Source organism: Paraburkholderia sp. JPY419 (assembly GCF_050435705.1).
GTDB classification, from domain to species: Bacteria; Pseudomonadota; Gammaproteobacteria; order Burkholderiales; family Burkholderiaceae; genus Paraburkholderia; species Paraburkholderia youngii.
Genome location: NZ_JBNDKV010000001.1, coordinates 835,137 through 847,074, shown reverse-complemented (window position 1 = coordinate 847,074; position 11,938 = coordinate 835,137). Strand labels below are relative to the sequence as shown.

9 protein-coding genes and 2 pseudogenes are annotated in these 11,938 nt (G+C 63.1%); 4 read left to right on the top strand and 7 right to left on the bottom strand.

Translation table 11 applies throughout. The features are described 5' to 3' along the window. Positions 1-373 precede the first annotated feature (373 nt). A complete protein-coding gene (locus QFZ91_RS03900; RefSeq protein ID WP_429566309.1) occupies positions 374-2,674 on the top strand; it encodes a TonB-dependent receptor in 2,301 nt (766 codons plus the stop codon). A gap of 166 nt (positions 2,675-2,840) precedes the next feature. Here the strand turns inward: QFZ91_RS03900 and QFZ91_RS03895 are convergent. Further along, positions 2,841-2,933 (bottom strand): annotated as a pseudogene (locus tag QFZ91_RS03895) (IS6 family transposase); the annotation flags it as partial. A 4-nt stretch (positions 2,934-2,937) separates the two neighbouring features. On the opposite strand from QFZ91_RS03895, the pseudogene QFZ91_RS03890 reads away from it, so the two are divergent. Then, positions 2,938-3,309: pseudogene (locus QFZ91_RS03890) on the top strand (aconitase family protein); the annotation flags it as partial. Beyond that, on the top strand, positions 3,306-3,920 hold the full coding sequence (leuD, locus tag QFZ91_RS03885; RefSeq protein ID WP_429566308.1) for a 3-isopropylmalate dehydratase small subunit: 615 nt from the start codon (positions 3,306-3,308) through the stop codon (positions 3,918-3,920). The pseudogene QFZ91_RS03890 and the gene leuD, both read left to right, overlap by 4 nt. 274 nt (positions 3,921-4,194) lie before the next feature. Here leuD and QFZ91_RS03880 read toward each other — a convergent pair whose 3' ends face one another. The 3 genes from QFZ91_RS03880 to QFZ91_RS03870 all read right to left on the bottom strand — a co-directional run bounded on the left by QFZ91_RS03880 (position 4,195) and on the right by QFZ91_RS03870 (position 6,717). Continuing rightward, the gene (locus tag QFZ91_RS03880) at positions 4,195-5,049 is read right to left on the bottom strand and encodes an SDR family oxidoreductase (protein WP_429566307.1); all 855 of its coding nucleotides are present in this window, start codon (positions 5,047-5,049) and stop codon (positions 4,195-4,197) included. 100 nt (positions 5,050-5,149) lie between these two features. Then, positions 5,150-5,809: a hypothetical protein gene (locus tag QFZ91_RS03875; protein ID WP_429566306.1), complete on the bottom strand. Its 660-nt coding sequence runs from the start codon at positions 5,807-5,809 to the stop codon at positions 5,150-5,152. Then, entirely contained in the window at positions 5,803-6,717 is a 915-nt protein-coding gene (locus tag QFZ91_RS03870) for a LysR family transcriptional regulator (protein ID WP_429566305.1), read from the bottom strand. The genes QFZ91_RS03875 and QFZ91_RS03870 overlap by 7 nt, the downstream gene beginning before the upstream one ends. A gap of 179 nt (positions 6,718-6,896) precedes the next feature. Between QFZ91_RS03870 and QFZ91_RS03865 the strand changes: the two genes are divergently transcribed. After that, positions 6,897-7,478, top strand: a complete 582-nt coding sequence (locus QFZ91_RS03865; protein WP_429566304.1) for a TolC family protein — start codon at positions 6,897-6,899, stop codon at positions 7,476-7,478. A gap of 393 nt (positions 7,479-7,871) precedes the next feature. On the opposite strand, the gene QFZ91_RS03860 is transcribed toward QFZ91_RS03865, so the two are convergent. The 3 genes from QFZ91_RS03860 to hflC are packed head-to-tail and all read right to left on the bottom strand — an operon-like array spanning position 7,872 to position 11,901. Continuing rightward, positions 7,872-9,824 carry a heavy metal translocating P-type ATPase gene (locus QFZ91_RS03860; protein WP_429566303.1) on the bottom strand — a complete coding sequence of 651 codons (1,953 nt, stop codon included), beginning with the start codon at positions 9,822-9,824 and terminating at the stop codon, positions 7,872-7,874. After that, positions 9,821-10,864 carry a protease modulator HflK gene (gene hflK, locus QFZ91_RS03855; protein ID WP_429566302.1) on the bottom strand — a complete coding sequence of 348 codons (1,044 nt, stop codon included), beginning with the start codon at positions 10,862-10,864 and terminating at the stop codon, positions 9,821-9,823. The genes QFZ91_RS03860 and hflK overlap by 4 nt, the downstream gene beginning before the upstream one ends. Continuing rightward, on the bottom strand, positions 10,861-11,901 hold the full coding sequence (hflC, locus tag QFZ91_RS03850; RefSeq protein ID WP_429566301.1) for a protease modulator HflC: 1,041 nt from the start codon (positions 11,899-11,901) through the stop codon (positions 10,861-10,863). Before hflC ends, hflK begins: the two co-directional genes overlap by 4 nt. Positions 11,902-11,938 lie beyond the last annotated feature (37 nt).

The window sequence follows — 11,938 nt, the reverse complement described above, 5'->3', positions numbered from 1 at the left end:
TCGGTTTCGCGCGCTGATCGGGTTCGCCGAGATCCAAGAGAGCTTCCAGGTCGAAGTGCTCAGTAGTGCAACCAAGTCGCAGCCTATCGTGCCGCGCTGCGATCAGGTGAATTTCTCCAATGTCTTTATTCCGCCTCGCTGCCTGATTCGATCCAGCTGTTGAGGTGTTGCCGACGCAACACCTAAACACCATCCGGCCGGTGCGCCAGCAGCAACTCAGCGTCTTCCTCTTCTTAGTGCCCTTGCGCGGCGGACCGCTTCGCCTGGCATCCGACTTGCAATAAAGACCAGATGCGTGTCGCATCGATCGTGTACGGGTCAGGGTCTGGTGCGAGCGCAAACCAACAACAATTGAATAAGGATAGGGTAGTCGATGCTCAAGAGAAAAACACTCGTGGTTGCGCTCGGGGGAGTGCTGGCTGGTGGACTGTTCGTTTCACCGGCCTGGGCTGCCGATAATTCAGCGGCGGATAACTCAAATGATCAGAGCGGCGCGACCGTGGAGGCAAAGCCAAAAGCAGCGAACAGGAACGCGGCCGCACCGGTCGCCAACCTCAGTACAGTGACGGTGACCGCACGCCGACGCCGGGAGAATATTCAGGAAGTGCCGGTGGCGGTGACCGCGCTAAGCGGCGACTTCATCAGGAGCAACGAACTGCGCGTGATCAACGACATAACCAGGTTCGTGCCAAACTTCACCGCGCAGTCCACAGAAGGCCGCGAACGCCCACGTTGGTTTCTGCGCGGCGTAGGCAGCAACGATCCGTCGGATCTTTCGCTTAGCCCGATCGGCGTGTATTTTGACGATGTTTACATCAACAGCGTATTCGGCCAGGGCTTTCCGCTATTCGACCTGGACAACATCCAGGTATTGCGTGGTCCGCAGGGCACGCTGTGGGGGAAAAATACGATTGGCGGCGCGGTCAGTGTCAACTCGAAGAAACCGGCCTTCGACGTGGACGGCTACGGCAAGGTGGGGATCAGTCAATACAACGGCCGTCTGGCGGAGGCGGCGATTGGTGGTCCGATCGGCAGTAACGATGTACTCGCGGCCCGGCTTTCCGTCTATCGCGAGAACGGCGACAGCTTCTTCACCAATACCGCTGCGGGTGGCCGGTTTGGCGGATTCCATGACAATGCCGTGCGCTTCCAGTTACTGGCCGTGCCTACTTCGAATTCCGATTTCCTGTTGAATATTCATGGCCGCAATTACACGGGCGGCGGCGATCCGTGGCACGCGCAGGGCACTGGGGCAAACGGCGCGAATCAATTCGGGTTCGTAGGTTCGTCCGATCCGTACACGGTCAATCTGAACGCGCCTTCGAGCGATCACATCGACACCTATGGCGGCTCGATCACTGCCCATTGGCATATCAACAGCCAGCTTACGCTGACCTCGATTACCGCGTTGGAAGGGCTGAACCGATGGTATCAGGACGACGAAGACTACTCGCCCTACGACGCGGCCCGCTCGCATGATACGTTGGCGGCACATCAGTTCTCTCAGGAATTCCGTATCGAGTCGCCGCAGAACGAGCGCCTGAGCTGGATCGGCGGTGCGCATTTCTTCACCGAAGAACTGACTGAGCAGGGCGCCGGCGCGGGTTTGCCCGATGCGCCGGGCGGCCCGGCTGCGACCTTTTATCATGCGACGGATCTGACGCAACATACGCAAAGCGCGGCCGTGTTCGGTAGCGTCAAATACCGGTTCACCGATCGTTTCAATCTGACCGGTGGCTTGCGCTACACCGTCGAGCGCAAGTCGATCAATCTGACCGGGCTGCAGAACAGCGGGCCTGTCTCGTTCAGCGATGTGAACAACTGGTGGAATCCCTCGTCGATCACGTCACCGCTCACGGTCAGTGCCCGTCAAAATCAGACCAATACGTGGAGGGCGCCGACCTGGGACCTGACGCCGGAGTACGCGATCACCGAGAACGTGCGGGCCTATTTCCGCTATGCACGCGGATTCCGCTCAGGCAGCTATAACGGCAGTGCGTATACACAGAGCACCGTGTCCACCGTCACGCCGGAATACCTGACCGCCTATGAGGCAGGTATCAAGAGCGAATGGTTCGACAAGCGCTTGACGGCGAACGCGACCGTTTTCCACTATGACTACCGCGATATTCAGGTGTTCGCGCTCGCGCCGAATCCGCTGGGCGGCGCACCGGTTTCCACACTTTCGAACGCGGGACAGGGACGGGCCGATGGTTTCGAACTCGAGCTGAGAGCGCAGCCGCTCGATAGTCTCTATCTGTTCGCCAACCTCGGTTTGTTGAACACGCGTTACACCGGGTTTGATCATGTGCCAACGGCTGTCGGCAATTCGTTTGCTCGCTCACCACACACGACCATCAATGTGGGAGGGGAATTCCGGGTGCCATTCCCCGTGGGTACGATCTCGCTTGGCGGAGATATCAACTATCGAAGCAAGGAGTACTTCAGTGCGACGCGTCAGACCGTGCCGCAACTGTGGCAATCGGGTTATACCGTCATGAACGCGCACGTGTCGTATACGTCGTCGAATCAGAAATACATTTTGACCGGTTACGTGACGAATCTGACCGATAAGGTCTACAAGAAGCTGGAGTTGATTCCGTCGTACGGCGCTTATCCCGTGCTGTATGCCGATCCGCGTGTGTTTGGCCTGACCTTTACCGCGAAGATCTAGACATCGAAAACGGGACGGTTTGTGCACTAACTGCGGGAGAGGTTGACGGGAACGCCGGCTGTCGTCCCCGTCTACAAACGTCCCTCGTCACATCAGCTCCAGGCTGACGCGGTCGCACACTGTTGCGCCGGTGAAAGTCAGCTGCGGCCAGCTGTCGCGTGAGGCCAATAGCAGACGAAGAGGCCGCATAGCCGTCAAGCGTGATGGTCTTCGGTGGCTGGCCTTGATGTTTGATCGCCTTCCTGAAAAAGGCTCGTGCACCAACGGGCGGGCGCATCGAAGACTTGCGCACGGTGGCCGCGATCGTACGCGGCAAGCGCGTCGCGCCAGGCGTGCGCGCGATGGTCGTGCCGGGTTCGGGCAGCGTGCGCCGGGCGGCCGAAGAGGAAGGGATCGCGCAGACGCTGATCGACGCGGGCTTCGAATGGCGCGAGCCCGGCTGCTCGATGTGCCTCGCGATGAACGACGACGTGCTCGCGCCCGGAGAACGCTGCGCGTCCACCACCAACCGCAATTTCGAAGGCCGCCAGGGACGCGGCGGCCGCACGCATCTGATGAGTCCGGCGATGGCGGCGGCTGCCGCGATGACCGGCTGCATCACCGATGTCCGCACGCTGGAGCCAACCGCATCATGACCAGGCTTACCACCATTCAAGGCAGCGCCGCCCCGTTGCCGACCGACAACCTCGACACCGACCAGATCATGCCGAAGCAGTTCCTGCGCATCATCGACAAGGCGGGTCTTGCCGACGGTCTGCTGTACGACCTGCGCTTCGACGGGCGCGGCGCGCCGCGCGCGGACTGCGTGCTCAACCAGCGCGCCTACGGGAACGCGCGCATCCTGCTCGGTGGCGCGAACTTCGGCTGCGGATCGAGCCGCGAGCACGCGGTGTGGGGCTTGCAGCAATACGGTTTTCAGGCGGTGATCGCGCCGAGCTTCGCGGAAATCTTCTATTCCAACGCGATGAATAACCGCTTGCTGCTCGTGCAACTGGATCGCGATTCCGTCGATGCGTTGACGCGCGAGGCGATCGCAACGCCCGGCACACCGATCTCGATTGATCTTGAACGACAGACGGTGAGATCCGCGTCGGGCGAACAGTATGCGTATCCGATCGGCGCGCGCCACAAGCGCATGGTGATCGACGGCATGGATACCGTCGATCTGACGCTCGACTCCCTCGCCGCGATCGAGGCGTTCGAACAGCGACATTTTGCACGGCATCCGTGGGCGCAAGCGATGTAACCGCACATCCGTCGCGTGCCGCGGCGGTTTTCCTGCTTTGGCCGAACCGATTCCCTTTCAATCGAAGAAGGGGTATTTCTTTGCCTCGAAAGGGGAGAAGACACATGACGCAAACCGTTTTACACGGTGCTCTATGTTTAGGTGCTGGCCGCCATCACCGCCGGCGTGCTGCTCGGCTATTTCGCGCCGCATGCGGCGGTCGGATTAAAGCCACTCGCGATCTTTTCATCAAGCTCGTGCGAATGATCAGCTTCTCAAGGGCGTCGGTAACCAGTCAGCCCCTCAACGCCACTTTAACCGCCTCGGTCAGCGTCGTAGTGCTCCGTCGGAGAAGCCTGGAAAGATCACGAGAGTCGCTATTCAGTTCGCCTGCCGATGCTTTCAGGTCGGCATCGACGACGACATCGACAATCATCTTCGGCAGACCGAAACCCAGCAGCGCGGCCTCAAGATCGGAAGCGGGCAAGTGGTTGTACACGATCGTTCGGTCCGTTTGCTTCGACACTTCCGCGGCCAGTTCCGCCAGCGAATAGGCATGGTCTCCCGCAAGTTCATAAGTCTGGTTGGCGTGACCGGGTTGCGTGAGGACGGTCACCGCGGCATCTGCAAAATCGGCGCGAGACGCAGCGGCAAATCGACCTTCTCCTGCACTGCCGATGATTGCCGAATTGGCGAGCGCTGCCGCAAGTCCGCTGGTATGGTTCTCGACGTACCAACCGTTGCGTAACACCACGAAATCGACGCCCGTATTCTTCAAATACGCTTCCGTCCTGTTGTGCTCGTCGGCAAGAATCAGATTGGACGTGTCGGCGCGTAGCAGGCTGGTGTAGGCAATCAGCTTCACGCCCGTTTGCCTTGCGGCGTCGATCACCGCGCGATGTTGCCGGAATCGTTCGCCCAGTTGTACCGCCGAGATAAGCAGCAGCTTCTCCACACCCTTGAACGCCTCGACAAGCGTTTGCGGACGATCGTAATCTGCCTCGCGTATCTGAAAGCCAAGAGCGCGCAGGTCATCAGCCTTTTCAGGGCTCCGGACTGCCGCGACGATCTGGCCGGCAGGGACCGCTTGCAGAAGGCCTTTGACAATCAGTCGGCCAAGATTTCCGTTGGCCCCAGTAATGGCGATCATCTTTTATTTCCTTTTTTAGAAGATGGCGTTGAATAAATTAAATACTGCTACGTATTCGGTATGGAAGGGGTGGCTTGATTTGCGTCGATTCAGGGGGAAATTATCCGCGCCGCACGATTAGCGCGATCGGCAGACCGAGACCAAACATATGGATGAGCAGGGCGGGCAGGAAGGGCATCGGCGATACCGATGGAGGTGTAATGAACGCGCTGTGCGGCAACACGACGAAGCCCATGAAAAAAAATACGATGATGCCGAGTAGCAGGCCGCCGAGCCACGCGAGGCGCTTCACGACCGGCAGGCGCGACGCGACCAGAGCGTAGGCGATTGCCGGAACGATCGATACAAAGAAGTGAAGCAGGGTACCCAGAATAAGGCCGGTGGTGCCTTCGTAGGCGGCCATGCCGATCAGGCTGCTGGCCGCCAACTGCATTTCCGGAATGACGCCGATGCCTCGCGCCAGCTGCAGGATTAAAACCGGGACCAGCACGATAAAGCCGGCTGCCACGCCGGCGGTCGTCCCGCGGGTCAGCGCGCGGGCAAAACTGCCTTGCGAATTCGCCGGCCGCGTCGACGGTAGATCCGGCATTGTGTCTGTCGTTTTCATGATCTGCTTCCGCATAAGACTGGGTGGGATGTGGACACCGGAGCGTTGCCCCGTCGTCGAAAGCAGTGTAAAAAGCTGGACCCGTTTGAGAAACTCCTGCTTTATCAAAAGATTGTTGTCGAATACCCCCCTGAATCGAACCAGAATTACCACGATTTCTGCGATGGATGCCGGGCAAATAGCTCGATGATCCAGTCCGCGAAAACACGCACTTTGTTGCTGATATGCCGACTCGGCGGATAGACGATCGATACCGGCATTGGCGGAAGCTGCCAAAGCTCGAGGCAGCTCTCCAGTTCGCCCGAGGCAATCAGAGGTGCGGTCATGAATGTTCCGCCACTGATGATGCCCATTCCGGTTCTGGCAAGGTCCGTGCAGGTCGATACATCGTTGCAGAGGAGGGTTTTTTTGCCCTGGATATTGACGGTTTCGCTGCCGCGACTGGCCATGATAGGGAATGGTCTGGCCGTTCTCGCCGAGATCATGTGGATCACCGTATGGTGAAGATCGATCTCGCTCGGATGCTGCGGCTTGGCGTGCTTTTTCCAGTAATCCGGCGATGCGCAGAGTTCGAAATGGCTGAGAGCAATCCGTCTCGCCACCAGCGATTGATCGGCTACGGTTCCGATGCGGATTGCGCAATCCACGTTGTCCGCGAACAGGTCGACGGGCGTGTCACTGGCACCGATCTCCAGGTCGATATCCGGGTATCTCGCGAAAAAATCAGGCAGTGCAGGCACCACCACCGAGTGGGCCAGCGGACGCGGAAGATTGATGCGCAGTCGGCCTTTTGGATTGAACCTGGCGCCGGTCATGGAGTTTTCCAGCTCCTCGAGGTCGGCCAGGAGGCGCACGGCCTGGTCGTAATAGGCCGCGCCGTCAGGCGTCACGGTGACGCGCCGGGTCGTGCGATTGAGCAGTTTCGTAGCCAGATCATCTTCCAGCATCTTGACCAGTCGCGTGACGGTCGCCTTCTGGAGGTTGAGGGTCTCGGAGGCTTTCGTAAAGGTTCCCGATTCCACCACGCGCACAAACACGCGCATTGCGTCGAATTTATCCATTTTTCTTCCGAACGACTGGCAGGTACAAAAGCGATACGGTTGTCGACATGAAGCAGTGTTCAAACTGCGCTGGATTATCGCGCGAGTCGTCGTACTGCGCGGAGCAATCACTTGCCTGACGGCGCCTGGCTACAGCTCACGCAATCGCGCCTTCAGGAATTCGATGAATAGCCGCGCCCTTGCCGGCAGCAAACGCGTTTCAACTACTGCATTTGCGGCAATGGGCGAGAGGCTCCGAGGGCCTGCCTAGCCTGAGCTTTGTGAGCAAGTACAGCTGGAACAACCAGCCGACCACGCTTCAGCTGGGCGTACCGCAGTTTCCCGCCAACGGGCGCGAATGGTATCTGGGGTTTCAGTTGACTATCGCTATTTTTGAGGGATTTGCGCGAACGTATCAGATCCACGAAGCCGAAGCGAGAACCGACTTGCAGCGCTATGCGCTTGATGAGGTCGAGCAGCAGGTGGGGCTCGACGTATGGACGAGCTATCAGGCGCTAAAGGCAGCAACGGACGATCTGAGCAACACGGCGATGTTGCTGGACGTGGCGCACCGATCTTACGAGGCCTCGCAGCATCGATATCAGGTTGGCGTGGGGAACATACTCGAATTGTTGAACGCGCAGTCTTCGCTAGCGACTGCGAAGCGACAACGCATCCAGTCGTTGACTGACTGGCGGTCCGCCAGGCTTCAGCTTGCGGCGAAACTTGGCCGGTTTCGAATGTCCGATGTCGGAGATGGAGTTGCGGAACAGGTGCAATGAAATTGCGTTCTTATCTAACGCAAGGCTCACGCCAAGTCTGGCTTTCGAGCCAGAGCTGCGGGCGCCTGCTTGGCGTCGCTTCTCAAAGGGGGGCTCTTCAATTTTGATGCGTTTTTCCGGTTAGAGCGATCCTACAGCGAGGAGGGACGCAGACCCATCCCCTAATGACCACAGCTTTTAATCAATGACTTGCTGACTGAGTTATCGACCCAGCGAGAGTTTGCACAAAATCGTGGCAATTTGCTGTGCCAGATATCGACGAACCGTGTTTGCGTTACAACAGTGATGCTGGGTTCGCGTTATTGCTCGACCCAGAAACATCGAGGCTCGATTTCGTGAAGGCGTGAGTAGCTGGCGCGACCGTTAAATGGCGTGGCTGGTCCTGGACAGAAGCTAAGGAGCGAACGCCGAGCTGGGGGAGTCGTCGATCCGCAGCAGACGGCCCGCGTTGGCGATCACGATGAACGTGCCGACGTTGTGCAGGATCGCGGCCCACACTGCGCCGAGCGTGCCGGTCGCGGCGAGCGCGATCACCGCGAGCGTCCACGCGAGGCCGATCGCCGCATTGGTCGTCGCCGTGCGCCGGCATTGCCGGCCGAGGCGGATGCAGGTCGGAATCCGCCGCAGATCGTCGCCCAGCAGCACGATATCGGCCGACGCGATCGCAATGTCGACGCCGCGCTCGCCCATCGCGATGCTCGTCGAGCCGGCCTTGATCGCCAGCACGTCGTTCAGCCCGTCGCCGACGACGAGCGGATGCAGGCCCGCGCCGATCTCGCGCATCACGTAATCGAGCTTGTCGTGCGGCAGCGCCTGTGCGACCACCGTCTCGATACCCGTCTCGGCCGCGACTTTGCCGGCGACGCGCTCGAGGTCGCCCGTCAGCAGCGTCTGCCGCGCGAGGCCCAGCGTCCGCAGCTCGGCGAGCGCTTCGCGCGCGTCGGGCCGCAGCGTGTCGGCAAAACCGAACCACGCGAGCAGCCGCCCGCCGAGCACGAGTCCGACGAGCGGCCCGTCGAAACCGTCAGGGACCGGCGGCAAGTCACTGGCATGGTCGGCCAGCAGCGCGGGCCGGCCGAGTACCGCCGTGCCGGCCGGCGTGTCGGCGACGACGCCGAGCCCGCGCAATTCCCGGGTGCATTCGAACGGCGCAACGCCGGCGCCCGTGAGGCCGGACGCGGCGGCATCACGGACGAGCGCGCGGCTCGCCGGATGCGCGCTGCTTTCGCCGAGCCGCGCGGCCAGCGCACGCGCCTGCGCGGCGTCGACACCGGGCTGCAGCCACACCTGCCGGACCTGCAATTCCCCGCGGGTGAGCGTGCCCGTCTTGTCGATCACGAGCGAATCGACTTCGGCGATCTTGTCGAGGAACGCGGCATTGCGAAACAGGATGCCGTGCCGCGCGCCGACCGCGATCCCGGCAATGGCCGTGGACGGCGCGGCGAGCACCAGCGCGCACGGGCACGCGGCCACGATGACCGCGAGCATCGCCGACGCATTCGCGGACGCGAACCAGACGATCGCCGCGATCAGCAGGACGAGCGCGAGATACGCGCCCATGTGCCGCTCGAGGACCTGCGTGACGGGGGGTTTCGCCTGCTCCGCATGCTGCATCAGCGCGATGATCTTGCCGAGCGTCGAATCCTTGCCGGTGTGAGTGACTTCGATGCGCAGCACGCCGTCGAGATTCAGTGCGCCGCCATACACGGCGCTGCCCGCATCGATGTCGTGCGGCACGGATTCGCCGGTGATCGGCCCGTTGTCGACGCTCGACGTGCCCGCCACCACGATGCCGTCGACCGGAATGCGGGCGCCGGCCACCACTTCGATGCTGTCGCCCGCGCGCAACGCGTCGTACGCGACTTCGACCACACTGCCGTCGGCGCCAATGCGGCGCACACGGCCGGCCGTCAGCCGGCCGAGCGCGCGGATAGCTTCCTGCGAGCCCAGCACGCTGCGCTCTTCGAGCGCATGGCCGAACGTCATCACGATCGGCAGCAGCGCGGCCGTCGTCATGTCGCCGATTGCCCACGCGGCCAGCATCGCGAGCGCGATCAGGCGATCAGTCACGCCGTGCAGGCTCGGCACACGCAGGCTGTGCCACGCACTCGCGAACACCGGCCCCGCGACGATCAGCGATGCGAGCGCGGCGAGGAGTTGCGCGAGCGTTTCTCCGCCGCCCGACAGCATGCGCCACGCGAACGACAGCACGAGCAGGCCGCCCGCGAGCAGCGCCAGCGCGATCTGCCCCGTGATCGTGCGGCGCTCGTCGGAGGACAGCGCGTAGGCCGTCGTACCTGCGGGAGCGGCGTCCGGCTGCGTGGCCGGTTCGGCGAGCGAATTCATCGGGCGTTTCCGGGCAGGATCAGGTTCGAGGTGTCGTGCGGATCGATCGTCGTCACGCGCCCGGCTTTCGACAGCACGCGCTGCACGCGATCGCGATACAGCCGTGCCAGCAGCCCCGGATCGCCCTTCTCGCGGAGCGTTGCAGCGAGTTGCCGGATTTCAAGCGTGTCGGTCTGCGCGGTCGCGACGCGTTCGGCCGCGTGGGCCTGCGCGTCCTGCACGATCCGGTCGGCATCCTGCTGCGCGTCCTGGCGCCGCTGTTCGGCGGCGGTGCGTGCTTCGGCGATGGTGCGCTCGGCGACCTGCAGCGACGTCAGCACCGCGTTGAACGCGTCGGCCGCCGCGCCGGGAAACGCGGGCTGCACGTCGACGCGCGCAACTTCGACGCCGAACCCCGCGTGCGCCGCGTCGAGTGCGCGCAGGTGCCGCGCGATCGCGTCGGCGAGATCGCCGCGCAACCGTTCGCGACGCGCGGCCATCTGCCGGTCGGCGGCCAGTTGCTCGGGCCGCGCGACCAGGATCGCGTCGAGATCGCGGGTCGCCGCGACCTCGACGGCCGACGCGGACACGATCCGCTCGAGCGCCGCATCGAGACGGTCCTGCTGCAGCACATACGCGTACGGATCGCTGACCCGGTAATAGAGCACCGCGCTCAACGCGACCGCGCCGCCGTCGCCGGTCAGTACGTAGCCTGAACCGGCCAACGCGTCGGGCAGTCGCGCGACACCCTGCGCGGATGGCGCGAGCGCTCGCGGATCGCGGTCGAGCGAGCGGATCCGCTGCTCGAGCACGCGCGCGGCGCCCGGCACGAGCATGACCGATTCGAACGGCTGCGGCCACGCGATCACGAGCCCGGCGTCCTGGGTGCGCACGAGCGCGCCGAAACGCATTACGACCGCGCGGCTGTCCGCCGGAATCCGCCGGATGTTCGAGCCGCCCCATGTGCCTGCGGCGAGCACCGCGAGCGCGGCGATGAACCAGAACGACAGGCGCACGGCCTGCGCGCCCGGCCCGAGCGGCGGTGCGGACGGCTCGCTCATCGCGCGGCCTTGTGCGCTTTGGGTGCCGGCGGCGCCTGCCCCGACCCGTCGGTCGGGCCCTGCACGAGCACGCGGAACGGCGCGGCGTCGGTGCGCAGGATCAGGTTCGTATTGGTGCCGACCACCGCGTTCAGCGTGTCGAGCGAACGCAGCATCGTGTACAGGTGCGGGTTGCCCGCATAGCTCTTGCCGTAGATGTCGGCCGCGTCCTTGCGCGACTGCGCTTCGATGCCGGCCGCTTTCACGTTCGCATCGGCCAGCGCGATGCGCGCGTCGCGCTCGGCGTCCGAGCGGATCTGCGCGGCCTCGCGATTGCCGTCCGCGGTACGCTGCGCGGCGACGGTCTCGCGTTCGGCGCTCATCCGGTCGACTGTCGCGGCAAGCGTGGCGGCCGGCAGCGTGAGCCGTTCGAGCCCGACTTGGGCAACGCGCACCCCGTAAGCCGCATAAAGCTGCGCGTCGATCTGCCGGCGCAGTGCATCTTCGAATTCACCGAGCTTCACCTGGGCCGGATCGGTGTTCACGAGCGACGCCAGATCGTATCCGGCGGACGTCGTTTGCAGCGCGGAGCCGACGAGCGAGCGGATCTGCCGCGCCGCTTTGTCCGGCTCGTTGCCGACTGCGCGCATGAAGCGCCCGATGTCGCGCGCATCGGCTGGCACGCGCCACGCGACGTACGCCTCGACGATGATGCGTAGCCCGTCGCGGGTGCCGACGTCCTGCAGGCCGCTCGACGTGGTGTGCAGGCGCAGGTCGACGGGCGTCACCGCATCGATCGGCGCAGGCAGGCGCCACGCGAGCCCGGGTTCGAGCAGCACGCGCACGGGCCGCCCGAAGCGCGTGACGACCGATGCCTCGCCGGCGCGCACCTGTACGAAGCTCGCAACCGCGAGCGCGACCAGCACGCACAGCAGCGCGACGGCGACGCGCAGGCGGAACGCGCCGGGCGGCTGCGGTGCGCCGTGATGCACGTGGTGGTGGTCGCGGCCATGGCCGTGATGCGCATGATCATGCGCGTGCGAATGAAACAGACTCACGATGTCGCCCCGGGTGCGGCGTCGTCCGCGTGCGGGG

What these genes read in the sequence shown, in the direction of transcription:
- QFZ91_RS03900 (WP_429566309.1), top strand. Translation starts at nt 374, where the DNA reads ATGCTCAAGAGAAAAACACTCGTGGTTGCGCTCGGGGGAGTGCTGGCT.
- leuD (WP_429566308.1), top strand. Translation starts at nt 3,306, where the DNA reads ATGACCAGGCTTACCACCATTCAAGGCAGCGCCGCCCCGTTGCCGACC.
- QFZ91_RS03880 (WP_429566307.1), bottom strand. Translation starts at nt 5,049, where the DNA reads ATGATCGCCATTACTGGGGCCAACGGAAATCTTGGCCGACTGATTGTC.
- QFZ91_RS03870 (WP_429566305.1), bottom strand. Translation starts at nt 6,717, where the DNA reads ATGGATAAATTCGACGCAATGCGCGTGTTTGTGCGCGTGGTGGAATCG.
- QFZ91_RS03860 (WP_429566303.1), bottom strand. Translation starts at nt 9,824, where the DNA reads ATGAATTCGCTCGCCGAACCGGCCACGCAGCCGGACGCCGCTCCCGCA.
- hflK (WP_429566302.1), bottom strand. Translation starts at nt 10,864, where the DNA reads ATGAGCGAGCCGTCCGCACCGCCGCTCGGGCCGGGCGCGCAGGCCGTG.